A 25231-nucleotide genomic window follows, 5' to 3' on the forward strand; every position below is an offset into this window, starting at 1 on the left:
GGCGCCCTGCCGGTCCATTCCGCTACCGATTTCCTTCGCCAGCTGCATCAGTCGGTACCCGGTTTTTCCGTCGCAATGATATCGTCCGCCGAGAGCGAGGCGGAACGCGTGCCGATGCGCGGGATGCCCGGTGCGATCATCGGCTCGCGCATCGTGCCGCCCACACCGAAGGGAAGTTCGACGAGCGGTATTTGCAGACGAGCCGGGGCATCGGCGGCATGGAGGGAGGCGGTGCCCTCCGCCTCGACCTCACCGTCGGCAAGCTTTCCGCGGCCCGACAGGCTGATCTCGAAACGGTCGCCCTCGAAGCGGACCCGCGGCACATGAACGACGCCGCCCCGCACGTCGGCAGAGGCAATGAGGGTCGAGAACGATGTCCGTCCGGCAGCGGGAATAAAGGGCTTGCCGGTGCCAAGGTTCACGGCGCCGGATGCCAGCCGCTGCAGCGTCGCCACGATGTCGGCACCGTCGAGGCTTCCGTCGCGGACGACGGCGACGCCCCAGCCGTCGAGCGAGGCTATAATGGCGCCGAGCGTCTTCCCCCGCCCCGTGAGCTCGGTTGCCGCCGTGACGATGCCCTCGGGCGGATGGTCCTGGCCGATGGGCAGGCTGATGGTCTCCGGCCAAAGCGCCCGGCCGATATCGCTCACCGATACGCCGTCGACGCGGCTGGCAAAACGCACGGATGCGCCCGCTGCCTCCGGTGTGACGAGCAGCGTTCCCTGCACACTTCCGCCCGCCACTTCCGCCTCCTCCAAGGCCACGCTTATCCGCCCCGCGCGGTTGCGGAATCTCACGGTGGGACTTGCGACGCTGAACAGCCCGAAATTACTCGCCGGAGCCCCGGCAGCAAGGTCGATATCGATACCCCGCAGTTGGTGGGGCACGGCGGGGAGCCTCAGCAACTCGGCCAGTTTCTCCGGAAGGAGCGCTTTCAGATAGGAGCCGAGTTCGAGTTCATCGACCTCGAGCGCGCCGGTGAGCCGTGGTCTTTCGCCTCTCCATCCGAAGGCGAGACTGCCCGATGCCGACATTCCGGGCAGTTCGAAAGTCGCATCTTCCAGCGTCACGGCATCGCCGCCGGCCGCCTTGAATATGCCGGCGATGCTGAGCGGGCCGATAGCGTGGTCCGGCTCAAGCAGTGTGATCGCCCGCCTCGGCCGATGAGTCCCCGACCAAAGATCCAGGAAATCGAGTGCACCCGCCGACAGCACCGCCGGCCTTGCGGCGATCCTCAGATGGCCCTGGCTTCCCTTTGTGAGAATGCTTTGCGGGTCATCGAGGCTGGCGCTAATATCGATCCGTCGACGGCGCCACTCCAGCGAGCCGGTAAGCTCGACGAGCTGCCCGCTTCCCCCCCGCGCAAACTTCATGTTGACGCCGGTAATCTCTTCCGTCCGCCCGGTACCGCCATCTTCCAACCGGATGGCCCCGTTCCGCAGGACGACTTCGCCGATGCCGCCATCCCCGGCATTGGCGAACAGGGGATGCTGTGCATAGCCCGCCAACTTGGACAACAGCTGCCGCGGCTCTTCGCCGTTCGCGTTCCAGTTCAGGTGGATTCGTGCGTCATCCAATGTCAAGCTGCGAGGCTCGATCCGCCCACCCAGCAGCGGGAGAACCCGAAGCGACGCGCTAAGAGATGTAATCGTGAAGCGCGGCCGGTCGTCGGGACGACCGTTTTCCCTTATCTCCACGTCCTCCATGGTGACGGTGGGAAACGGCAGCACAGCGATGGTCGTATTGCCGCGAATGCGGATATTCTCACCGGTCGAGGCGTGGATAAGGCTGGCAATCCGCCCTTCGGCAAAATTCGCCGAGGCATGCGGAAGTATAGCTACGAGTGCTGCCGCTGCGACAGCGGCTATTGCCAGCACAATGTAAATCGACGTTCTCATGGCAGCATTTCTGTTGCCCCGCCACATGACCAATCTAGCGCGCCGAAGCGAGCAAAAATAGGGTTGGCCGCCATGATGTTGAAAAGTCACGACAAGCCGCCCCGGGGGCAGCCTGGAGGCGAAAACGTTCTATCTCACCCGAAAATCAGCCTCGGCAGGAAGAGCACAGCGCCCGGCACGAAGATCAAAAACAATGTCACCAGCGCGACCGCCGTGAAGAGCGGCATGGATTCGCGCGTATAGGCGCCGATGGGGCATTGCAGGATCGAGCACACCGCGTACATGGCCGCCCCTACTGGCGGCGTGAAATTGCCGATGGTGGCGGCCAGGATGAAGACGATGCCGAAATGGACCGGGTCGCCGCCAAGCTCGCGCACCAGCGGCAGGAAGATCGGCGTCAGCATGATGATGAGCACGGTGGCGTCGATGAAGAAGCCGATGACGAGCACGAAGAGCGCGATCAGCACCATGGCGCCCTGGAGATTGCCGGTCAGGCCGAGAATCCAGCCGGAAACCGCCTCCGGCACGCGGTCGAGCACGATGCCGTAGCTGAAGATGGCCGACAGGGCGATCAGGAACATCACCGAACCGACGTCGCCAAGGCTACCCTCCAGCGCCTCGAGAAAGCCCCGCACCTTCATCTTGCGATAGATGAGCACGCCGATGAAGACGGCGTAGATGACCGCGAAGGCGCCGATCTCCGACGGCGTGAAGACGCCCATGCGCAGGCCAAGGAGCAGGAAGACCGGAAACAGAAGTGCCCAGATGCCGCCGGTGAAGGCGTGGACGGTTTCGCGCACGGTCGGCCGCCGCTCGCGCTCCGGCGTGTAGCCGCGCCGTCTGGCCGTCAGCCACACCGCCATGGAAAGGCCGAGCCACAGGAGAAAAGCCGGCACGAAGCCGGCGGCGAACAGCCGGCCTATCGAGACCTGGCCGATGGTGCCGTAGAGGATCATGCCGACGCCGGGCGGGATAATCGGCGTCAGAACGGCGCCGTAGGAGAGCACCGAGGCGGCGAAGCCGAGGGTGAAGCCGCGCTTGACCATCTCCTCGCCCAGCATGCGCGACTGCATGGCGGCATCGGCGATCGCCGAGCCGGACACGCCGCCCATCAGCGCCGAAAGGGCGATCGAGACCTGCGCCAATCCGCCCGTCAGCCGCCCCGTGAGCACCGACGCCAGTTCCAACAGCCGCTCGGTGATGCCCGACCGGTTCATGAAGTTGCCCGCCATGATGAAGAGCGGCACTGCAAGAAGGGCGAAATTCTGCGTCTGCGAGACGGTCACCTGCACCGGGATCGTGAACGGCAGTTCCGGATGCTGGATGAAGAACAGCGCGCCCGAAATGCCGATGGCGAAGGCGACCGGCATACCCATCAGGATGAGCACGACGAAGGCAAGGGCGACGATCAGCATGGCGCTCACCGTGCGGCCGCGGAGGAGGCACGGAAGAAGCCGTCCTCCCTAAGCGCGGCGCGCACCTTGATGAGGGTGGTGAGGAGCAGCAGCATGCCGCCTGCGACGAGGCTCGCCGTCACCCATGAATAGCTGACGCTCGGGATGCCCTGGAAGGCGCGCGCCCGGCTGACCCAGGAAAGCCACGTGCCTGCATAAATGACATAGACGAGGAAGGCCGAGATGACCGTGTAGTTCACATAGGTGAGCGCGCGCGCGGCTTTCGCCGGCAGCCGCGCCGTCAGAACGTCGATCGACATGAGCGCATTGCGCCGCCAGGCGATGTCGGCGCACAGAAATGCACCCCAGGCGAAGAACGACGTGGAAAGATCGATGGTCCAGTTGAGGGGGTGGCCCAGCATGCGCGCCACCCCGCCGGTGAAGATCAAGACCACCATGAGGAGCAGAAACATCCCGGCAAGGACCGCCTCGAGCCTTTGCAGGAAAGCATATATGGCTGCCATGGGCTATCCTTCGCCGGACCCTTTTCGCCCTCCGCGGGCGGCACTACCGCCCAATCTCTTCCTGCACCTTATCCTTCGCCTCCACGAGACCGAGCGCCTCATAGGCCTTTTCGCCGGCCTTTCGGAACGCTTCGAGATCCACGTCCTCGACGACGGTCATGCCCGCTTCGATCAGCTGCGCCTTGGCCTCCTCTTCCGCCTGCTGGATGGTCGCGGAGGTCTCCTGCCCCGCCGCCCGGCATTCCTCGACCAGCGCGGTCTGATAGTCCTCGGGCAGGCCATCGAACCATTGCGCGCTGACCACCTGAAAGTTGACGAGCAGGATATGAGCGGTCTCGTTGGCGTGGCTCAGGACCTCGTTGAGGTTGGCGGAGGTGATATTGGGATAGACGAGTTCCGCCCCGTCGACCGCCCGCTGCTGCAGGCCCGGATAGATGTCGGTGAAATTGAGGGCCACGGGCACCGCGCCAAGCGCCCGCACCGACTCCTGCCAGATGGGCGCGGGCGGCGTGCGGATGCGCAGGCCGGCGAGGTCTTCCGGCGTGCGGATTTCCTTGTTGGTGAAGAAGTGGCGAAAGCCTTGCACCCAGTCGAAACACACCACCTTCAGCCCGTGCTGGTCGGCGAGTTCCCGCTGCCATTCCTGCATGGTGGGGGAATCGGCGAGAGCATAGGCCTCTTCCAGCGACTCCACGAAATAGGGTCCGTTGACCACGGCGATGCCCGGCACATAGTTGCCGAGCCGGGCGGAATCGGTGTTCTGGCCAATATTGGCGCCCTGGCGGATCTGCTCGATGATATCCTCCTCCACGCCGAGCTGCGCGCTGTGGAAGACCTCGATGGTGAGCCCGCCGTCCGTGCGCTCTTCGACACGCTCGGCCCAGTTCAGAAAGCCCTGGTGGTAGGGCTCGTCGGGGCCCAGAACATGGTTGAAGCGGAGCGTGAAGGTCTCCTGCGCACCGGCGCCGCCATGGAACCCCACGGCAAGGGCCAACGCGGCGCAGGCGATCGAAAGCCGTCTCGTCAATCTACGCATCTCTTCTCCTCCTTACGCGAGTACGTTCACTCCATCGGCCGGCGAAACGGCGGAACGCCAAGCTTCGCCGGCAGGCAAACAGAAACCCGTATGCATGAACCACGGCGCATCCCCCAGACGCCGTGGCTCATGCGCCGGCCCCTCCCGGCATCTCGATACCGAACCCATCGGCAAGACGCCGAAAGGCTTCGAGCGTGGTGGGGTCGAGGGGGATGCCCTCGACCGCCCGCCGGTCCGCCTCCGCCCATTCGCGGTCACCGGGGGCCATGACCTTCCCACCGGCACGCGCCGCCGAGCCGCGCAAAGCGGTCAGATAGCGCGTCATGCCGTCGGCGAAGGTTTTTTCGTCCACGAAAGCATCGGGCTTTAAAGCAAGGACGAAGGCGCCGAGGCCGCGCGGTGTGGAAAAATCGGGGCCGACCATTGGCGCGATGTCGAAGCTCAGCCGCATGCCCGAGACAACGGCGCTGAATATCTCGACCAGACCGGCAAGGCCTGCGCCCTTGAAGCCGAACTCACCGCCGAGAGGAGCGAGCATTTCGGCCTCGTCGGCTTCTTCCGTGTCCTTGCCATCGGCGCGCGAGGCGGTGCTTTGAGGCAGCTTAACGCCGAGGCTCTTGTAGAGCTGGACACGGTTGAACGGGATCGCGCTTGTGGCCATGTCGAGCAGCCACGGGCGCCCGCCGGGAACGGGCACCGCACAGGCGATGGGGTTTGTGCCGTGGAAGCGCTCTGCGCCATCGTGCAACCGGACAACGCTGTCGGAATTGCACATAGCCACGCCGATCATGCCGGCCTCGGCCGCGGCAAGCGCATAGGCGCCGGCCGGCCCGAAATGGGAGCTGTTGCGGATGGCGACCGCGCCGATGCCCAGGCTTTGCGCCAGTTTTCCGGCCTCGCTCATGGCGAAATAGGCGGCGAGAGCGCCATGGGCGTCGTCGGCCTTGAGGGTAGCGGCGGCACCGCCCTTCCAATCAAGGTGAAGCTTCGGCCTCGGGTTCACCCGACCGTGCGAAAGGGCCCGGACGTAGTGGTCGAGCAGGCGCACGCCGTGGCTGTCGATGCCGAGCCGGGAGCCGTGCAACATGGCGCGGGTGGCCGCATCCGTCGTCGCCGCATCTGCGCCGGCGGCCGAGAGAACGGCGCGGCAGAAGCGGTCTAGCGCGTCCGCCCTCACCCGGTGCAGGGTGCCCTCGGTCCTTTTGCGTTCGAGCGCCATCACAACGTCTGCCCCCCGTCCACGACCATGATCGTGCCCGTCGTGAAGGCGGATCCGTCGCCGGCGAGATAGAGGGCGGCGGCGGCCATCTCTTCCACCTTGCCGAGCCGCCCCATGGGCTGGCGCTCGACAAACGCGCGGCGGGTCGCCTCGGGGTCATCGGTGGCGGCAATGCGCGCCTCCAGCGACGGCGACCGTGTCGTGCCGGGACAGAGCGCGTTGACGCGCACGCCGGTGCGGATCACGTCGCGCGCTACGGCCTTGGTGAGCCCGATGACGGCGGCCTTGCTGGCGCCGTAGGCGGCGCGGTTCGCCACGCCGGTGATCGAAGAGGCAACGGAAGCCACGTTGACGATCGAGCCGCTGCCGCGCTCGATCATGCCGGGAAGGGCCGCGCGGATGGTGAAGAAGCAGGAGGTGACGTTCTGGTCGAGGCTTCTTGCCCAGTCCTCGTCCGAGCAGTCGAGCAGCGTGCCGTTGTGCACCCAGCCGGCGCAGTTGACGAGGATATCGACGCGGCCTGCATCTTGAATGGCGCGGGCGACGGCGGGACCGTCCGTGACATCGAGGCCGATGGGCCGGATCGAAGGCGAATGCCCGGGCAGGTCGCGCATCTTCTCGGCGGTGCGGCTGGCGGCGACCACCTCGGCCCCCTCCTCGGCAAAGGCGAGCACAACGGCGCGCCCGATGCCCTGCCCCGCACCGGTCACGAATGCGCGTTTACCCGCAAGCCGAGCCGCCATCGCCTGCAACCTCCTCCCGGGCCGCGATTGCTTCACCTGTTGTCAAAAAACGTCTAATGTCTACACTATACGAAATGCGAGCCTTGGACAAGCCGTTTCGGGTTGGCCCATCTCATCGTCAAATGCAGCAGGAGGGGAAAGGAAGTGAGCGCATCGCCGGCTGGAGGCCGAGAAGGGAGCAAAGGGTGGCAGGGGCGTTCGCGGGCCGGCGAGCAAGGCGCGGGCCTTGCACCCCGGCTCTACCAGCGTGCCTTCGATATCCTCGCTGCGCAGATCGGCGACGGCGTGCTTGCGGCCGGCACGCGGCTCACCGAATCGGGCGTTGCCGAGCAGTTCGACATCAGCCGTGCGCCCGCCCGACGGGCGCTGGCCGAGCTTGAAAGGAGCGGCTTTGTCGTCAAGTCGGAAGGCAGAGGCTACGCAGTGCGCAAGCCCTTGGAAGGTGTGAGCGCGCACCGGACGGCTACCCCGGCGGAGGAGGACGTCCGGCTCGTCTCGCAGCCGAGCTGGGAGCGCATCTACGCGGAAGTGGAGGACGAAATCGTCGGCCGCATCTCGTTTGCGAGCTGGCGCGTCAACGAGGCGAAGCTGGCGCGCTACTATCACGTCAGCCGCACCGTGGCGCGCGACGTGGTGGGCCGCCTGCAACAGCGCGGTGTCTTGCGCAAGGACGACCGCTCGCGGTGGTATGCGCCGGCGCTGACGCCAGAGCATGTCGGCGAGTTGTACGAATTGCGGAGCATCCTGGAACCCGTCGCGCTGACGAAGGCCGCGCCCAACATGCCGCGGAATTTCCTGGCCGGCATGCGGGAGCATCTGGACGAAGCGATTGCCCATGCCGACGCCATCGAGGGGCCGACCCTCGACCGGCTGGAGGAGGAGATGCATGTGACGCTGCTCGAATATTGCGGAAACCGCACATTGATGCAGGCGATCACGCTGCCGCAGTCGCTTCTGATCGCGCACCGGTTCCTTTACCGCTGGACGCCACGGCTGTTCAACACGGAGCCCTTCCTGCCGGAACACATGGAGGTCGTGCGGCATCTGGGGGCGGGCGACATCCGGGGGGCGGCAAATGCACTCGAACACCACCTGAAGGTTTCCAGCGGCCGGGCGCTGGCACGCGTGGATGTCATCCGGCGCGAGTTCCACGCCGAGAGCCTGCCCTACCTGGATCGCCTCGACGTGAGTTGAGCGCCGAATTTTTTCCGACACCGCGACCGGCGGTCTCGCTCCAGCCGTAGTTCGGCAGATAATGACGGCCGGGAAAAAGGATGCGGTCCATGAAAGCGAACACGCTCGGCTTCCTTCGGGTAGCGCTCCTGCTTCTTCTCACGCCGGCGGCGGCGCTCGCCGACGACCTGCCCCAATCCGGGCAGCCGGTGTTCGACCACGTCGTCGAGCTTGTGATGGAACACTTCTACGACGCGTCGGCTCTCGACGGCTTCACCACGGCGGTGCGAAACGAGATTGAGGACCAGGAGGCACCGGTGACGGCCGACAGCACCGAAGCGCGGGTCGACGCGGCGGTCGATACGGTGCTTGCCAGCCTCGATGCATCGCATACAGGGCGCTACAAGCCGGACGGGATCGACTATTTCGAGCTGATCGACATCTTCCGCTTCGCGGTTCGGGACCACGCGCGGCGCTTGTTCCCGCCGGAAGGCGAGGCGAGCTATCACGGCATAGGCATGGTCGCCCGGGAGAGCGACGGCACTCTGTTCGTCAGCGACGTCTATGACGGTTCGCCGGCGGATCGCGCCGGAATACTGGTGGGAGATGAGATCGTCTCGGTGGACGGTGCGCCCTATGACGAGATCGAGTCTTTCCGGGACAAGGTTGGCGAGACCGTCGAGGTGCGCTTGCGCCGGCACGAAGGCGCCGAACCGGTCATCGTCGAGGCCACGGTGGAGCGGCTGCGGCCGCTGCGAAGCTTCTCGAAGGCGATAAAGGAGAGCGCGACCGTCACGGAGCGCGACGGCCGGCGGATCGGCTATGTTCGGCTATGGACGCTCTCCAGCCGCGATGCGATGGACGTCGTTGCCCGGGAGCTTGCCACGGGCCGCCTCAAAGACGCCGACGGGGTGATCGTCGACCTGCGCGGCCGCTGGGGCGGCGGCCAGTCCGATGCGGCCGAGCTTTTCGTCGGCGATACTGCGCCGTTCCGGCTTATCCTGCGCGACGGCGAGGAAATTCTTGCCAATGTGCGCTGGAACAGGCCGGTTGTCGCCATCATCGACGAGGGATCGAGAAGCGGCCTCGAAGTTTTCGCCTATTCGCTGAAGACGAACGGCATACCGCTCGTGGGAGCGCGGACGGCGGGTGCGTTGCTGGCCGGCCGCGCCTATCTCCTGCCAGACGACAGCCTGCTCATCCTGGCCGTGTCCGACGCGGTGCTCGGCGAGGAGACGAGGCTCGAAGGGCGCGGCATCCAACCGGATATCCCGGTTGCGTTCAGCCTGCCTTATTCAGCGGGCCGCGACCCTCAGCTCGATGCTGCCATCGAGGAGATGCGGCGCATCCTTGCCGAGGAGTAAGGCCGCGTCGCCCGCTACGGCGCCCTATTCCAGTCGGCGTGTTGGGGATCGTTCTCGAGCAAGATCGGCTTGCCGTGCGGTGTGGCGTGGGCCGCGCGCTGCCAAGCCGCGGCCAAGGCATCGACATCGCCTGGCGTAGCGACGCTTTTGGCCGCGAGGAGTTTTTCGAGCGCGGAGAGCCAGCATTCGTAGTAGCCGCTGCCATCCTCGGCACCGCCCCCCTGCTTCAATTCCTCCGACAGGCTCTCGGCCCACTCGCTCCAGGAAAACAAACCTTTCTGGTGGAGTGCGAGCGTCAACGCAAAAGCTTGCGCCTGCCAGGGCTCGGCGAATGCGCGATCATCGTCGGCCTGCGGAAGCAGATCACGCAGGTTCAAGATAACTCTCCCATGCGTCGACAGAGACGGTCAGCGCCGGATCGCCCGTCTCACCCCAGATCTCACGGCCTTCAAAGACCACGGTGTAGACCCATTGCGGGTTTTCCCCTTTCCCATGGGCGTTTGTATCGGGGAAGACGAACCCGCCCCGTACGGCCTCGACGACGCCGAGCTTGCCGCGCGCGTAGCGCGGCAGCCGTGTATGGTCCCGAGGATGGAAATTCCTCGTTCGCACACGATCGCCGGCCTTGAAGCGCGCCGGGGCCGAGACCGGCCTGTCGCACGGCGCGCCCTTTGCCAGAACCGCCGCGACGTCAGCCGCCTTCAGCGTCCGTTTCGGCCTGGCGCCTTCGACCAGTGCCTTACCTTCGACCAACTCATCCGCGGTGACAAAACCATGGCGCTGAAGCAGGACCGCCAGCGCCTTGATCCAGATCTCGTAGTAGCTGGAGGCGTAATAATCCGCCGGGTGCAGGCATTCCCGGGCATGGCGGCTTTCATCGATGGTCCAGGCTCCCATCGCGCCGGCCGCAAGTGTTACGCCGAGCGCCCGCTTCTCCCACTCGGCGTGGAAAAGAGGATCGTCCCTTTCCGGCGCAACCGCCCCGAAGCCCATCTGCCCGCCGAGGTCCTGGGGTCCGTTCATGGCTGGTATGGTTCCAGCGCCAGGCCGGTGCCAATCATGGAATCGCGCGTGACCAACGCCGCCAACTCCTCCTCGCTCAGGTCTTCGGTGCCCGTTGGCCGCATCGGCACGACGAGATAGCGCAGTTCCGCGGTCGAATCCCAGACCCGGATCTTCGTCTGTGCCGGCAAATGCACGCCGAATTCCTCAAGCACGCCGCGCGGATCGATAACGGCGCGGCTGCGATAGGCCGGCGCCTTGTACCAGACCGGCGGCAAACCCAATACGGACCACGGATAGCAGGAGCAGAGCGTACAGACGACGAGATTGTGCGCATCTTCGGTATTGAAAACGGCCTGCATGTGCTCGCCTTGCCGGCCGGTATACCCCAGCGATGCGATCGCCGCGGTGGCATCCTGCTTCAACCAGTCGGAATAGCCCGGATCGCACCATGCCCTTGCGACAACCTTTGCGCCGTTCCGCGGGCCGACCTTGGTTTCGTAGGTGTCGACTATGGCGTCGACCGCCGCGGGTTCGATCAGTCCCTTCTGTGTCAGGATCGTCTCCAAGGCGCGCACCCGCGCGGCCATGGGATCGAGGTCGTTATCGTGGTCATGAGCGTGGGACATGGACGAAAGGATATGCGCCGAATCCGAGAAGGACAAGGCCGGCGGAACAATGGCGGGACCGCCTCAACAGCGAAGGTTGGGGGCCGTTGCCACACCCGAAGGAGCCGCCCCTAGTGGTCTGGGAGCTATTTGTCCTGACAGATGGGTACCATCTGTCAGGATCGCACCACTAGAAGTTCTCCGGATTACAGCAGGGCTGGCGGCGATCAGCACCAGGAGCGAAGCGGTGACGGCGAGTGCTAGCCGGCCACGACGATTTGATTCCGACGCCGGTCACAGCGAATGCGGCGAGTGCGCCACCGGAGAGGATGGCGCCACCCGGCTGGAGTTCGGTACGACGAGATTATTGATGAGGACAACCGCGACGAGACCGGAAAGGCCAGGTGAAGCTGAAGAGGTAAGCGCGCAGGCCGAGCGTTTTGGCGCGTTCGTTCTGACACACATCTTCAGGTCAATTAGGTTCAAATCACCGGCATGCAATCATCTTTACTTGCGACCGCCCTCTTCTCTCCACTCCATGCTGCTCCAGATCGACACAGCGCTCCTTGGAGAATTATTTCGCACAGCAGCGTAGGGAACAGAACCAACGACCTCACACGCGTAAAGTTGTGCTTTTATCAGCGTGGCTCATGTGCTGACGCAATGGCTGTCGAAGGAGCTGGCGCTATTTCAACAATCCCGCCGACACTTAAATAACTGTGATCCTAACGTAAGCCAGCTTAAATAGGCCTATCGCTCTCGGTCAGTGCTGTTCGCACCTGGCACCACAAGCTGTTCGCCTTTGGCCTCGGCCCAACCGCCACGACGTATGTCATCGGAAGCAGGAATGTCGACATCGTCGATATGATGTCAACCTGGGGCCTACTCCACAAGCTGCCGTTCCCTAACCTCCTATCTACGCCGCTCTCGGTCGAGAACGACCGGCTTCGAAGTAGACGTTGCATCCCTCCCCGAAACCGGACATTGAGCGCAGCCAGCGCGGTCACCCGCCGGATTTCCTCCCCCGAGAGCGGATATCGTTGTGATCAATGGCCTCACCTTCTCGGTCATTTCCCGTACGACCGACGAAGTGCGAAAGGGGCCAAGAAGTTCACTTGGCCATTCGTCGGCACCCAGGTCTCGGCGTCAGCGGATATAAATCGTAAGGACCCCTTCATCATCCATTGTCGCGGCAACGACGCGCCCTATGTCAACCGAACGTCGTCTGAGTTCCTGTTCGATTGAGTCATTGCTTATGATCGCGGTTTGCACCATCGCCCAACCGTCATCGGTTTTGCCGAGGGCAGTCTCCAGCGCTTGATATTCGTCGCTCGACTCGAAGGGGCTTAGGTCCACCACTTCAAGACGAACATAGGAATCGATCTCACGGAGCTCGTTCGCGCTCAAATCGTCGACCCCAAGCGCGGCTATAATTTCATGGATATTCACTTCGCGATCGGTCAGGTCGCCTCCTGGCGCGGTTACCGGCCAGCTTCCGAATGCGATCAACGCGATGAGCCAGATAGCACTCGATTTCATCGCAACTCCTTGCCGAAAGTGACCCTCGTCAATCGTTGCACACGGCACTCCCGTTGTCACTTGACAACGCGCGCACCACAACCAACGAGGAACGCAGCGAGTAATGTACGTCAACCCATACTCGAACCGAGCGTTAAATTATGTTTGCGTCCGTCCAGCGGAACGCGCACGCACGCGCTGGTACACTGAAGAGGTTCCCCGTCCATGACCGCGAACCAGTCACCTGAACCGCGTCGGATCGAATTGTCTATGCGGATGTTGTAGTGAGTCGTGCCCACACGCACTGTGGCTTCAAATCCCGGCCAGGCCGACGGGATACACGGGTCGACAATGAGGAATTCCCCGTCGCGCCGGATGCCCAGAATGCCCTCGATGCCGGAACGATACATCCAAGCGGCGGAGCCGGTATACCAGGTCCATCCGCCCCGACCGACATGCGGTGCGACGGAATAAACGTCGGCGGCAACGACATAGGGTTCGACCTTGTAGCGTTCGGCCTCCTCACGAGTAAGCGCGTGGTTGATCGGATTGAGCAGTGCGAACAGATTGTGCGCCTTGTCGCCCGCACCTGATTTCGCAAAGGCCAGGATCGCCCACATGGCCGCATGGCTGTACTGGCCTCCATTCTCGCGCAGGCCCGGCGGATAACTCTTGATGTAGCCTGGGTCGTGCGGCGTCTTGTCGAAGGGGGGCGTGAACAGAAGCGCCATGCCGTCTTCACGGCGGATGAGATGCTTCTCCAGCGATGCCATCGCCGTTGCCGCCCGCGCCGGGTCGGCAGCGCCCGATAGGACGGCCCAGGACTGGGCGATGGAGTCGATCCGGCATTCTTCGCTGTCCTTCGAGCCGAGCCAGGTGCCATCGTCGAAGGTCGCGCGGCGATACCATTCACCGTCCCATGCATGCCCCTCAATCGCCTCGCGCACGGAGGCTGCGTGAGCGCGCCAGCGTTCGGCGCGGCTTGGGTCGCGGCCTTCCGCCAGGGGCGAGAAGAGCTCGATGGCGCGCAGCAGCAGCCAGCCGAGCCAGACGCTCTCGCCCTTACCGCCTTCGCCGACGCGGTTCATGCCGTCGTTCCAGTCGCCGGTGCCCATGAGGGGCAGACCGAGCTCGCCGGTAAGTTCCAGACACTGGTCGAGGCCACGGGCGCAATGTTCGAACAGAGAGGCGGATTCGGCCGCGGGCCTGGGATGGAAGAAGGCGTCGTGCTCGCCGGGGCCAAGCGGTGGGCCGTCGAGAAACGGGACGGTCTCGTCCAAAACCGCGGAGTCACCCGAAGTATTCACGTAGGTCGCCGCCGCGAATGCGAGCCAGACGCGGTCGTCCGAAATCCGCGTGCGAACGCCTTGCCCCGATTGAGGCAGCCACCAGTGCTGGACATCGCCTTCGACGAATTGCCGACCGGCCGCACGCAGGAGATGGCGCCGTGTCTCTTCGGGCCTTGCCAGCGTCAAGGCCATGCCGTCCTGAAGCTGGTCGCGGAAACCGTAGGCGCCGCTCGCCTGATAGAAGGCCGAGCGCGCCCAGATGCGGCAGGCGAGCGTCTGGTACAGGAGCCAGCCATTGAGCATGATGTCCATCGCGCGGTCAGGGGTTTTGACCTGGACCGCCTGCAAAATGCCGGTCCAGTGGTCCGTCATCTCCTGGAGAACGGCATCGAGATCGGCCGCGCGATAACGCGCAAGGAGCGCCCGGACCTCATCCTGCGAGCCGCACTGCCCCAAAAACGAGACGATCTCGACCGTCTCGCCCGCGCCGATCTCGATTGTCTGTTGCAGGGCCGCGCAAGGGTCGAGGCCGGCGCCGGTGCTTCCGGACAGTGGCTCAAGGCCGGCAAGGGCGCGAGGTGCCGACGGGTTGCCGTAGCGGCCAAGGAATTCGGCTCGGTCGGCCGTCCACGCGGTCTGCCGCCCGCCAAGATCGGCAAATGCGACACGGTCGGAGGAATTGATGCTCCAGGGATTGCGCGCCAGCATCGCGCCAGTGGCTTCATCGATCTGGGTCACCAGGAATGGTGCCGTGGCGCTGCGCGAGGTGCCGAGCACCAACTCAGCATAGCTGGTGACAGACAGGCGGCGGGGACGGCTGGAAAGGTTTCGAAGGGTCAGGCGCGAAATCTTGATGGGGTCGGACAGAGGCACGTATTGCAGGAGATCGAGCGCGATGCCGTTCGCCTCGTGCTCGAAACGGCTGTAGCCGAAACCGTGACGCGAGACATAGGTGCCGCTGCCGCGGATCGGCTGCGCGGTCGGGCTCCACAGATCGAGACTCTCTTCGTCGCGGATGTAGATCATCTCGCCGCTGGGATCGGCCACGGGATCGTTCGACCATGGCGTAAGCTGGTTCTCGCGGCTGTTTTCTGCCCAGGTGTAGCTGCTTCCTTCCGCCGAGACCTGGAAGCCGAAACCGGGGTTGGCGATCACATTGATCCATGGCGCGGGCGTGACGGCGCCGCCCTGGAGGATTGCCACATATTCCCGTCCGTTCTTGTCGAAGCCGCCGAGCCCATTGAAGAATTCGAGCGGCGGCGTGTACGGCGCAGAAGGCTCGGAGAGCTGCCGCACAGTTTTTTGCGAGGAGGAGGCCGAGGGGTGATTGACGGACGGGTTTGGCAAACGATCGAGTTGCTCGGCGATCGATCCACGACGTGCCGAGCAAGTGACGCGTGCAATCGAACGGAGCCGGTCGCGCGCCTCAGCGCTCATCAGATCCGCGCGAAGCGCGTAGACGGAGCCCTGCGCGAGCTCGGCACCGAAGCGCGGCCGCGACTGGCTGCTGCGCACGGCGGTCTCGATGGCGATTTGCAGGTCCTGCGTATAGGAGGATGCGCGCTCGTTAACGATCACCAAGTCGACGGCAAGGCTTTTCATGCGCCAATATTCGTGAGCACGCAGCAACTGGCGGATCTGGGCCATGTCTTCGGGATCGTCTATGCCCACCAAGACGATCGGCAGGTCACCGGAAATGGCGAGATGCCACAGGCCAGATTGCGAGCCGGCACCGCGGACAATCTCCTTGGACGGCGCCCTGTAGCGAGGGTCGGCATAGAGGATGGGGGCGGCGAGGCGCTGAAAATCCGCGGCCTCTCCGGCATCGACATCAAGATGACGAAGCTGGACCTGCCCCTGGGTCCACGCCAGCGTCCTGGCGCGTTCGAACGCGCTACGATCGTGGTGTTTGTCGATCATGTCCATGAGCTCGGCGCGCGACGATGCGACGACGGTCCAGTAGGCGATACGCGCGACCTTTCCGGGCGCGATCCTCACGCGCTGGCGCAGCGAGAAAATGGGGTCGAGAACCGTACCCACCGTATTCGAGAGTGAGCCTCCTTCCGCGATGGCGGCCGCGGTGCGTTTGGAACGGCCGCGCCCGACGAACCTGGCGCGATCGGTCTCGTACTGCGGATCGGAGACGATCTCGCCTTCGACGACGGCGAGATGGGCAGCCCATACCTGGGGTTCGGCGTGCGAGCGCAGGCGCCGCGTTGCGATGAGTGCGCCGAACTCGGCGGCATACTCGGTCTGCACGAACATCTTTGAGAACGCCGGATGCGCCGTGTCAGCGGCCGGTGATGCCAGGACGATCTCGGCATAGGACGTGACCTCGATCTCGCGCGGCCGCCGTCCGCCATTGCTCAAGGACAGGCGGCGCACCTCGCAATCGTCTTCGCCGGAGACCAGAACGTCCATCGTGGTCGTCAAATTGCCATCGCGGCGGATGAACTGGGCGCGATCCTCATCGAAGATGACTTCGCGATGCTCCCCTTCGACGCCGAGCGGCTGGGCGCCGGCGGACCAGACATCCCCGTTTTGGACATCGCGCAGGAAGATGAAGGAACCCCAATCGTCGCGGGTGGCGTCCTCGCGCCAACGTGTGACGGCGATATCGCGCCAGCGGCTGTAACCTGCGCCGGCGGCGGTGAGCATCACCGCATAGCGCCCGTTCGATAGCAACTGGGTGACCGGAGGGCCTGCCGTGGTGGCGGTAACGCGGCGCGAAGTGGGAATTTCCGTATCTGCGGTGGCCGGGGAAACTTTTACCTCTTCGGCCTTCGGATGGCCGATCGCAACGTTGCGGGGCATGCGTTCCTGCAACAGGAGCTCGCAGGCCTGGATCATCGGCTCGCGATGGAAGCGGGCCCGCATCTCGCCATCGTGCAGCGTATTGGCGATGGCGATAATGGTCATGCCCTGATGATGCGCCATGGACGTGCGGACGATCGCGACATTCTCCTTCTCCGGAAGCCGCGATCGCGTGAAATCCAGCGCTTCGAAGAAGCCATAGCGGCCGCTGGCGCCCATTTGCGCGAGGCGGGCGTAGTTTTCTCGCGCGCCTTGGGGATCGACCATGGCCGCAAGTCCCGTCGCATAGGGAGCGATCACCGCATTCTCTGAAAGTCCGCGCTTCAGACCAAGACCTGGAACCCCGAAATTGGAGTACTGATAGGTCAGCTCCATGTCGCGGGCATTGTAGGCGGATTCGGAGATCCCCCAGGGAATGCCGAGCGACCGCCCGTAAGCCTGCTGGCGCTCCACCACAAGCCGATTTGTCTGCTCAAGCAGGCTGCCGGCGGGAGCGCGCATGACGAGCGAGGGCATCAGATACTCGAACATGGAGCCGGACCAGGAGATCAGGGCCGACCCGTTCCCCAAAGGTGTGGCGGCGCGTCCCAGGCGGAACCAGTGCCGTGTCTCGACATCGCCCTTGGCGATGGCGAAGAAGCTTGCAAGCCGGGCTTCCGAAGCGAGCAGATCGTAGCAGCTCGGGTCGAGGTTATCGTCGGCGAGAGAATAGCCTATCGATAACAGCTTGCGTTCGGGATCGACAAGGAAAGCGAAGTCCATCGCCAGCGCCATCTTCCGCGCATCCGCGGCAAGCGCCTGCAATCGGTCTTTCAGAACGTGGTCAGCGAACCGGTCACGTACGTGTTCGGCCGCCGTTTTCTTGAAGGACTCGATCCAGAAGACGAGATTCGGGGCGCTGTCTTCGATATCCGCCGGAACTATTTCGCGCGCTGTGGCGGCAGCCTTGTCAGCCAGGCGCGTCAGCACGGGAGACAACGCGTCGAGCGTCTGCGGACCGTTCAACAGGACGTCGATGTCATCAAGCATCAGGGAGAGTTGGGCTTCGCGGTGATTCCCGGACAGGGCGCCGAGCGCCTGACGTGCCAGTTGGAGATTGTCGGTCATGCCAAGCCGGGCATTTGGCGCAATGCCGTGGTTCACCCACGCCTCGCATGCGTTGGCGAGCACGATCAGATGTCCGGCGAGGTTTCCGCTGTCGACCGACGAGATGTAGGCGGGTTCGAGAACACGCAGGTCTTGCGTTGCATACCAGTTGAAGAAGTGGCCATTGTGCCGTGCGAGCTTACGCATGGTCTGCAACGTGGCTTCCAGCCGCTCCACGGTCTGGACCGTACCGGCCCAGCCGAAATCGCGGGCGGCAACCGCGGAGACGAGATAGAGCCCGATATTGGTAGGCGACGTCCTGTGCGCGACGACGGGCTTCGGATCTTCCTGGAAATTGTCCGGGGGCAGCATGTTGTCTTCGGGCGTCACGAAGGTCTCGAAGAAGCGCCAGGTGCGACGCGCGATGAGGCGCAGTTCGGTTGCATCCGGATCTGAGACGGCGAGGCGTGGCCCGGCCTTCGGCGACCGGCTCGCCCACAAGGCGAGCGCCGGCGCGGCCAGCCACAATAACGCGAAGGGCAGGACGAGCGGCCAGGACGAAGGCGACAGGGCAACGGCGCCCACGGCCAAGACAAGCCCAAGCAGCGTGCCGGAAGCCATGCGGCGATAGAAACCGGCGAAGTTCAGGCGTGGGCTTCCCTTCGATTGCGCGGCCGTGGTCCATTCCAGCAGATGCCGGCGGGACCCGAAGAGCCGCGCCAGGGTTCTGACGATGGCATCGCCCATTCGCCACGCTTGGTCGGGCAGGAAAACGATGGAAAGGACGCTCTGGACCGCTGCGAGCCGCAGGTCCGCGGCAAGCGTCGCGAAGTGATTGCGCAAGCGAATGCCGGCGCGGTGCGGTATGAGGGTGAAGAGAATCGGCAGGAATGAAGGGATCGCGACGGCAGCAAGAAGAAGCGCAGTCCCCGTCACCGCGGCCGGAAGCGGCATCAGCCACGTAAGACCCAGAGCCATGAGCATGAACGGTGCCAACAGCGACCGCCTCAGGTTGTCCAGCATCTTCCCACGGCCGACGGATGGAAGCGCAAGATGCCCGCTTCGCAGCCCCGTCACCCAGGGAAGGAGTTGCCAGTCACCGCGCGTCCAGCGATGCTGGCGTTTGGCAGCCACGTCGTAGCGTGACGGGAATTCCTCGATCACCTCGACATCGGAAGCAAGGCCCGCGCGGGCGAACACGCCCTCGAAGAGATCGTGGCTGAGCATGGTGTTCTCCGGCACGCGGCCAGCCAGAGACGCCTCGAAGGCGTCGACATCATAAATACCCTTGCCGGTATAGGTGCCTTCGCCGAAAAGATCCTGATAGACGTCCGAGGCGGCAGACGCGTAGGGATCGATGCCGCCGGGGGCAGAGAAAACGCGCTGGTAGAAAGATCCTTCGCGCCCGACCGGAAGCGAAGGCGTGACACGCGGCTGGAGAATGCCATAACCGTCGACGACACGCTGCCCGGCTTCGCTGAAGCGCGGCCGGTTGAGCGGATGCGCCATCTTGCCGATCAGACGGTGCGCGGCATCGCGCGGCAGCCGCGTGTCGGCGTCCAGTGTGATGACGTAGCGCACATCGGCCGGCACCTGCGGCAGCCTTCCGCCTACGGGCATGAAGGTGGTGTCGTCGGCGCCGCGCAGGAGCCGGTTGAGTTCGTGCAGCTTTCCGCGCTTTCGTTCCCACCCCATCCATTTGCCTTCGCTCGCATTGAAGACACGGCGCCTGTGCAAGAGGAGAAAACGGCTTCCGTCCGCTGTCGGTTCGTGACGCTGGTTCAATCGGGCGATCGCTTCGGCGGCACTATCGAGCAGTTGGGCATCGCCCTCCATGATTTCCTGATCGGCATCGAGCCCGTCGGTGAGAAGGGCAAAAACCAGGTCGCCGCCAACGCCGGAAAGATGGTGGACCTCAAGGCGTTCCACCTGCTCCATGAGGTCGGCTTCGCTGGTTAGAAGCGTCGGCACAGCGACGAGCGTCCGCATGGATTCGGGAACGCCTTGCTTGAGCGCGAGACCGGGCAGGATCGTCGCGCCGAAACTCCATGTCATCGCACGGTTGACGAGAGCGGTGGCCACCTCGCTCGCGGGGAAAAATCCGATCAGGGCGAACAGCACGAGCCAGCTGGTGTCAAGGTCGGGACGCGAAAGCGCCCAAAGCGCGACGGCCAGCAACACAGCCGTGACAAGCAGGATCGATCCGATATAGCCGCCAATGCCCAGGCGCGTGTTGAAGCGGCTGATCCGCAGCCTTGGGGGTGGCCGAAACCGGATCGCCCGCTCAAATGCCGTGCGACCCTGGGCGATAAGGTGATAGCCCGGGTCGCCGGCGCGCTCCGCGTCGGCTACAGCCGCCGCATGGCGTGCAGCATTGAGCGCGTGCTCCACGATTGCAAGTTCCGAGAACGAGGAGCCCCGGGCCAATTGCTCTATCGCGTTCCTGTAAAGGTCGCGGGTCGGGAAATCCATGCCGGCAAAGGCGCTTCCCGCCCGCAGCCGCTCGTCGACCAGGCTCACGCTCTCGAAGAGCTCGGCCCAGTCGATATCGGAAATCAGCCGCATGCTGGTGACGATGTTGCGCACGGTGACGTTGGAGGCGCCCTGCCTTTGCTGAGCATGCTGTACCACGGCATCGACCGACACGCCTTGCAGCGCCAGACGCTCTTCCAGCCATCCGAGCGCGGGCGTCGTAGCCGGATCCTGGTTCCTCAGCTGTTTGGCCAATTGCGCGGCGAAGACCTCGGACAACGGTTCCGGTGAGCGGGAGGTCATATCCGTTTCAAGCGCGGTCCTGCCGCAGTCGAATACGAGAAGCCGCTCGGCCAGCGCCGCCGCATCCGCGCGCGCCGCGCGACCCACGGTCATCTGATCGGCCAGCCGGCGCAGGTTCTCGATGAGGACCCAACGCAGGGTGATCGCTACTGCCCACAGCTCGCCGATCGTCAGGGGCTGAACCCGCTGATAGGCCACCAGAAACCGCCGCAGCTTCTCCCGGTCGAAGAGGCTGTCGGTATGCGCGACAAAGGCCCAGGCAAGCCCGAGAACCCGCGGATAACCCGCAAACGGCCCTTCGCTCAGTTTCGGCAATTGGCGATAATAGCCGGGAGGCAGGTCATCCCTGATCTCGTGGATTTGCTCCTCGACCAGATGATAGTTGTCCAGCAGCCATTCCGCGGCAGGGACCACCCCCCTGCCGCTCTCCAGTTCCGCGGCACTCGCCCGATAGGCGGCGAGCAGAACAGCCGCATTGTTATTGAGCCTCTTGTGCAGGGACAGGACGGCTGGCGGCCGGTCGGTCACCGGCTGCGCGGCGGCGAGGCTTTCCGCATGCTGCTCGAGCCGCTCCACGCTGAAAAGCTCCTCCCTCACGGGCGCTCCATCGTTCCATGGCGGCAATGAAGAGCGATGCCAGTGTAGGCGAGGGATCGATTTCAAAAGGGGCCTTTCCAGCCAGGGCGCGACTATGCCGAACAGCTGACTTGTTGAAGTGTCGACTCCTATGCAGTTTCGGGCAAGGAGACGGTCAATCTCCCAACTTGGATCGATCGACGATCACATGCCGAAGAGATCGGACGGTCAGTGGCGCCATTCGGATTGCGGCGGCAGGTCGCCGGCGATATCCACATGAGCGGCATCGCTGGCCGCCGGTAGATGCTTTTCGGAGAAGCGAAGGCGCAGAAGCCGTCCGTCGCCCGTCAGAAGATGGAGATCCTCGCGGCCGAATACCTGTCGCAGAGTATCGGGAGGCATCCGGATTTCGCCGCTGCCAATCACTTCTCCCGGCTTCCTCAGGAAACCGTCAAAATCATAGACCACGCGGGCAAGTGTCTTACCCCCACCTTTCAGGACGCCGGTTCCGTGAATTCCACCAAGATGCCGCATGACCGACTACTCCTTGACAGTCCGGCACGTGAGCGCATCCGCGTCCAATGCCGCTGCCAGTTCCTCCAGATCGACCTCCACCACCTGATGTCGGCTGCTTTTGATGGAAATCGCCGGAATGTGCAGCATCGTGGCCGTGCGCCGGTAGGCGAGAAAGGAAAGACCGATTTCCTCTTCGTCGATCACCAGGCGATAGGTTCCTGCAGGTTGCCGAGTGTCAAAGGCGCTCAGCATGAACGGTTGCCTGAACGTGACCTTTGTGTCGGTGGTGCGAACGGTCATGGCAGCATCCAGTTCTTTGGCGTATTTGCATCGAGGGTGGGCCCGGGGAAGCCACAGGGTTACCGGAAGTCCGCCGCCGTCAGCACATATACGGACCTGCGGGCGTTCCCGTAGATTTCTCGCGCGACATCCTGGATCGTGGCGCGCGCCGCATCGAAGGCAGCCAGATAATGCGCTTCGCCGGTAGCTGCGGTGGGGAGCGCGTCGGTCTCGACGAAGAAAGGCACCTCGAACATGCCGTCGTGGCCGATGAAGCGAACGCGCTGTCCGGCTTTGTCATAGCTGCGGCTTCTATTGGGGAAAGTAAGCGTCATGATGGCGTATCTCCATGTATTGGGAGTGAGACCAATGCCTGTTCTGGATTGGCGGCACTCCTGATGGAGGTGTGGACGACAGCACCGCCCTCGTTCTCCCAAGCGCTGATTTCAGCAGTTTGGGTCGAGCCGAATTCACGACCGGGGATGGCGGATGCGGAATAAAAAGCATTCCCGTGATCGTCCAGGATCGCAACGAAATCAGGTTCCTGCGGCATATCGAGCGAGAGCAGCAACGATCTGGCCAGCTTGATGGCGTCGTCGGCGTCAGCCACGCTGCGGCTGACACGGCCGACCCTTGCATGAGCGGTATCGCCCGCGCGGACCCTATAGAATTCGAGGATCACCTTCATTTCGGCACCTACCTGCGGAATGTAACCCACTCACATTCGGCTCTTCGTCTTGTCGCGTGGCACATTGCTGTTGCCCGCCTGCTTGACTTGAGAGCCGAACGGCGCCTCCATTTTCGCAGGCTCCTTCTTCTGCTTCGGCTTTCTTATCTCGCGATTGCTGCGCTTTTGTCCCTTGGCCATTGTCAAACTCCGTTCTTCGGTTACGCCAGCCCGGCTGGGGGGCGTCTCGAGGCTGCGAAACGATGGTCTGTCATGCTCTTCACCTGACCGGTGCAGCCGGTCGTGATCGTGCAGGATTGTCACAATCCAGCCACGCGGGCCGCCGTAGCGCGCGATGCTTGGAAACGCTCAGGCTCTAACCACCGATCGTACGGTCGGCGGCTGGACGGCCGCCTGTCATTCTCGGCGCTGCGATTGATCAGGCGGGTGTCGGTTGCGTGAAAATACCTTCGGCGCGTCGAACAACAACAGCGAAGGGAACGACCTTTGTATGAGCGTTCTTTCTGAGGCCACATCTTTGAGGCCGCCACACCCTCATATATGTTCTACGGCGGACGAATAACAGGAGCGCCGGGACGATTCGTTCGAGAACGAGGGATTTCCCCTGTGCAGGCCCTGTGCGACATGGCTTCGCTCATCGGCTCACCTTTCGCTTCTGGTGGTGGATGTCGGAGACGTGGTCGTGCTTCTCCGGCATCCCTCCTTCCTTTCGAGCGATAGGCTGTGCCGGCCCAGTGCCAAGACCCGACATGGTTGCTCAAAAAGTGATGCTGGTCAGGACCACGTACAGAAGAGCACTTCCTGCACCGCCGATCATGAGGAAGAGCAGCCAGAGCGTTGGATCGGTGCTCAGTTTGCCAAGATATCTCATGCGACGGCGTCCACCGTGATGATCATGGCTGCCGACGTCGGATGTTGTGGATGTAACAAGGCGGAAGACATGGCTGTCCTCCTTCCTTGGCTGGGGCGGGGGTACCACGTATGTCTACCCTCAATCGGCAGCGCCCTGTTTGAAGCTGCCGACGGGTCAAACGGTACCAGTATTCGTCCGGGAAGGCGAGGATATTCGCTGGAATCTTGCACTGCCATCGGCCTGTCCTGTCCGCGCGGATTTCTCGACGAACTGGCAGGTTCTGGCCTGCATTGTCGCTGATGACAGTCTTAACGGAATTTTGCTTGCTGCCATGTTTCGTGATATGCTTTTTTTTACTTGCACGCGATCATGCGTGCTTGTCCTCACGTTGATTGGACAATCTCATGGAATTCCCCGTATGGACGAAACCCGCCCTCGTTGGCGCGGGCGCTGGAGCTGTGGCGGCAATAATCGTCGGGTTCAGCTGGGGCGGTTGGGTCACTGGCGGTACCGCCAGTGAAATGGCTGCAAAGGCATCCCGGGACGCCGGCGAGCAACTGGTCGCCTCGATTTGTGTAGACGCCTTTGTCGCCGACGCAAACGCCGCCGGTAACCTGGTCTCGCTCAAGGAAGCCAAGACCTACGAGCGAGACAATTTCATCGAGGACGGAGGCTGGATCATCGTTCCAGGCCTTGAGAAGCAGATTACTGGCGCCGCGGATGTCTGTGCGGAGCGGCTCCTGGCTCTGGAAAGCTTGCCGGAAAGGGTGGTCGTGCCCGAAGCATCCACCACCGATACCGTGCCCACCGAAGGCTGAGCCCGAGCAAGCGTCCCGCGATATCGCGAACGGCTCCGTTGCGGCGGAGCCCTTGCATGACCTGCCAGATAGTTGGCACCTTGTCTTGCGGACCGGTGGGGCCTGTGTGCTGTGAATCGATCTTGTTTGCCGAACTTTGTTTCCGCGCCCCAGGCGCTCTGACGATCTTCCCTCTCAATGTCGACCTACATTGTTCTCCATGCCCCGTGCGTGGCGAACATTCTCTATGACTGATTGAAAGGAAATCGTCATGACCATCGGAACCGTAAAATTCTTCAACGCGACCAAAGGCTTCGGCTTTATCCAGCCCGATGATGGCGCTTCGGACGTTTTTGTCCATATCTCCGCGGTCGAACGCGCCGGCATGCACACCATCGTGGAAGCCGGGCGCGTCGATTTCACGCCGCTCATCGCCCGTGAGATCGCGCTGTCGGGAGCCTCGACGGAACTCTTCGCCTTCAATGGCCCCACCCCGCCCGGCGTGGCGGTGATCGGCGATTTCACACATTGAGCAGCGGCCAGGCTGCCCACCTCGTCTTTTGCCGACATATCCGGCGGGCCCGGCGTCAGACGCTAAGCCAAGTCCCCCGGCAGCGGCGATAGCCGCCGCAACAGCGCGTGCGTACGGTCACATTGGCCGCCGAGACACCGACATTGGCGATCTGGTTCACCACCCCGAGAACGTGTTGTCGATCAGCGCGTTGCCCGATTGAAGATCGAGGGCCGGAACGACTTGATGGAAGCCTGTGTAGACAAGACCTGCATCCATTTGGGTCGGATTTATTGATCGGATCGTTGTCGGCATAGGAGTAGCGGTTCGTTTCAATCGGATCCATCGTACCCGGCGAAATGAAGCGGCCAAAGGCTGGGTCATGATAGCGGGCGTTGAGGTACATGAGCCCGGTCTCGTGACGCTCGAGAGGCGAGTGCCGGCTCAAATCTGGCAGTGCTTGAGCGCGACGGAGTTTGCCGCTAGAGCACGTCCGGCTTAATCCGGGTCATATCCAGCAGCCCTGAAGTAGTTTGCGCATTCTGCGGGAGTGAACTGGTCGAGGAGT

At 63.5% G+C, this 25231-nt stretch carries 21 protein-coding genes; 4 read left to right on the forward strand and 17 right to left on the reverse strand.

Annotation, left to right across the window (positions count from 1 at the left end; all coding sequences use genetic code 11):
* Nucleotides 1-47: 47 nt before the first annotated feature.
* The 6 genes from GPJ75_RS15880 to GPJ75_RS15905 all read right to left on the reverse strand — a co-directional run bounded on the left by GPJ75_RS15880 (nt 48) and on the right by GPJ75_RS15905 (nt 6814).
* Nucleotides 48-1898 carry an AsmA family protein gene (locus GPJ75_RS15880; RefSeq protein WP_163269285.1) on the reverse strand — a complete coding sequence of 617 codons (1851 nt, stop codon included), beginning with the start codon at nt 1896-1898 and terminating at the stop codon, nt 48-50.
* Between the two features lie 134 nt (nt 1899-2032).
* Nucleotides 2033-3313: a TRAP transporter large permease gene (locus tag GPJ75_RS15885; RefSeq protein ID WP_163269286.1), complete on the reverse strand. Its 1281-nt coding sequence runs from the start codon at nt 3311-3313 to the stop codon at nt 2033-2035.
* A 5-nt stretch (nt 3314-3318) separates the two neighbouring features.
* On the reverse strand, nt 3319-3816 hold the full coding sequence (locus GPJ75_RS15890; RefSeq protein WP_163269287.1) for a TRAP transporter small permease: 498 nt from the start codon (nt 3814-3816) through the stop codon (nt 3319-3321).
* A gap of 43 nt (nt 3817-3859) precedes the next feature.
* A complete protein-coding gene (locus GPJ75_RS15895) occupies nt 3860-4852 on the reverse strand; it encodes a C4-dicarboxylate TRAP transporter substrate-binding protein (RefSeq protein ID WP_163269288.1) in 993 nt (330 codons plus the stop codon).
* 127 nt (nt 4853-4979) lie between these two features.
* Entirely contained in the window at nt 4980-6071 is a 1092-nt protein-coding gene (locus tag GPJ75_RS15900) for an Ldh family oxidoreductase (protein ID WP_163269289.1), read from the reverse strand.
* Nucleotides 6071-6814 carry an SDR family oxidoreductase gene (locus GPJ75_RS15905; protein ID WP_163269290.1) on the reverse strand — a complete coding sequence of 248 codons (744 nt, stop codon included), beginning with the start codon at nt 6812-6814 and terminating at the stop codon, nt 6071-6073. The genes GPJ75_RS15900 and GPJ75_RS15905 overlap by 1 nt, the downstream gene beginning before the upstream one ends.
* 144 nt (nt 6815-6958) lie before the next feature.
* On the opposite strand from GPJ75_RS15905, the gene GPJ75_RS15910 reads away from it, so the two are divergent.
* Together GPJ75_RS15910 and GPJ75_RS15915 are read left to right on the forward strand one after the other, a co-directional pair.
* Nucleotides 6959-8008: a GntR family transcriptional regulator gene (locus GPJ75_RS15910; protein ID WP_163269291.1), complete on the forward strand. Its 1050-nt coding sequence runs from the start codon at nt 6959-6961 to the stop codon at nt 8006-8008.
* A gap of 89 nt (nt 8009-8097) precedes the next feature.
* A complete protein-coding gene (locus GPJ75_RS15915) occupies nt 8098-9351 on the forward strand; it encodes a S41 family peptidase (RefSeq protein WP_163269292.1) in 1254 nt (417 codons plus the stop codon).
* Between the two features lie 14 nt (nt 9352-9365).
* Here GPJ75_RS15915 and GPJ75_RS15920 read toward each other — a convergent pair whose 3' ends face one another.
* The 10 genes from GPJ75_RS15920 to GPJ75_RS15965 form a co-directional block, all read right to left on the reverse strand.
* Nucleotides 9366-9728 (reverse strand): nitrile hydratase accessory protein, encoded by a 363-nt coding sequence (locus tag GPJ75_RS15920; RefSeq protein ID WP_163269293.1) that lies wholly within the window; start codon nt 9726-9728, stop codon nt 9366-9368.
* Nucleotides 9715-10374, reverse strand: coding sequence for a nitrile hydratase subunit beta (gene nthB / locus GPJ75_RS15925; protein ID WP_163269294.1), 660 nt, complete (start codon nt 10372-10374; stop codon nt 9715-9717). The genes GPJ75_RS15920 and nthB overlap by 14 nt, the downstream gene beginning before the upstream one ends.
* Nucleotides 10371-10982: a nitrile hydratase subunit alpha gene (gene nthA, locus GPJ75_RS15930; RefSeq protein WP_163269295.1), complete on the reverse strand. Its 612-nt coding sequence runs from the start codon at nt 10980-10982 to the stop codon at nt 10371-10373. Before nthA ends, nthB begins: the two co-directional genes overlap by 4 nt.
* A gap of 1125 nt (nt 10983-12107) precedes the next feature.
* Complete coding sequence (locus GPJ75_RS15935; RefSeq protein ID WP_163269296.1) at nt 12108-12500, reverse strand: hypothetical protein; 393 nt, start codon at nt 12498-12500, stop codon at nt 12108-12110.
* Nucleotides 12501-12610: 110 nt separating this feature from the next.
* Nucleotides 12611-21040, reverse strand: a complete 8430-nt coding sequence (locus GPJ75_RS15940) for a GH36-type glycosyl hydrolase domain-containing protein (protein WP_246249081.1) — start codon at nt 21038-21040, stop codon at nt 12611-12613.
* Between the two features lie 207 nt (nt 21041-21247).
* A complete protein-coding gene (locus GPJ75_RS15945) occupies nt 21248-21553 on the reverse strand; it encodes a hypothetical protein (RefSeq protein WP_163269298.1) in 306 nt (101 codons plus the stop codon).
* 6 nt (nt 21554-21559) lie between these two features.
* A complete protein-coding gene (locus tag GPJ75_RS15950; RefSeq protein WP_163269299.1) occupies nt 21560-21835 on the reverse strand; it encodes a hypothetical protein in 276 nt (91 codons plus the stop codon).
* Nucleotides 21836-21894: 59 nt separating this feature from the next.
* Entirely contained in the window at nt 21895-22149 is a 255-nt protein-coding gene (locus tag GPJ75_RS15955; RefSeq protein WP_163269300.1) for a DUF1488 family protein, read from the reverse strand.
* Nucleotides 22146-22502, reverse strand: a complete 357-nt coding sequence (locus tag GPJ75_RS27195) for a hypothetical protein (RefSeq protein WP_205602548.1) — start codon at nt 22500-22502, stop codon at nt 22146-22148. Before GPJ75_RS27195 ends, GPJ75_RS15955 begins: the two co-directional genes overlap by 4 nt.
* A 30-nt stretch (nt 22503-22532) precedes the next feature.
* A complete protein-coding gene (locus GPJ75_RS15965) occupies nt 22533-22682 on the reverse strand; it encodes a hypothetical protein (RefSeq protein WP_163269301.1) in 150 nt (49 codons plus the stop codon).
* Between the two features lie 1077 nt (nt 22683-23759).
* On the opposite strand from GPJ75_RS15965, the gene GPJ75_RS15970 reads away from it, so the two are divergent.
* Both GPJ75_RS15970 and GPJ75_RS15975 read left to right on the forward strand, forming a co-directional pair.
* Complete coding sequence (locus GPJ75_RS15970) at nt 23760-24173, forward strand: hypothetical protein (RefSeq protein ID WP_163269302.1); 414 nt, start codon at nt 23760-23762, stop codon at nt 24171-24173.
* A gap of 250 nt (nt 24174-24423) precedes the next feature.
* The gene (locus GPJ75_RS15975) at nt 24424-24684 is read left to right on the forward strand and encodes a cold-shock protein (RefSeq protein ID WP_163269303.1); all 261 of its coding nucleotides are present in this window, start codon (nt 24424-24426) and stop codon (nt 24682-24684) included.
* Nucleotides 24685-24739: 55 nt separating this feature from the next.
* Here the strand turns inward: GPJ75_RS15975 and GPJ75_RS27745 are convergent, their stop codons facing one another.
* A complete protein-coding gene (locus tag GPJ75_RS27745) occupies nt 24740-25111 on the reverse strand; it encodes an RHS repeat-associated core domain-containing protein (RefSeq protein ID WP_425483166.1) in 372 nt (123 codons plus the stop codon).
* Between the last annotated feature and the right edge of the window lie 120 nt (nt 25112-25231).

Source organism: Chelativorans alearensis, assembly GCF_010993735.1.
Classification (GTDB): domain Bacteria; phylum Pseudomonadota; class Alphaproteobacteria; order Rhizobiales; family Rhizobiaceae; genus Chelativorans; species Chelativorans alearense.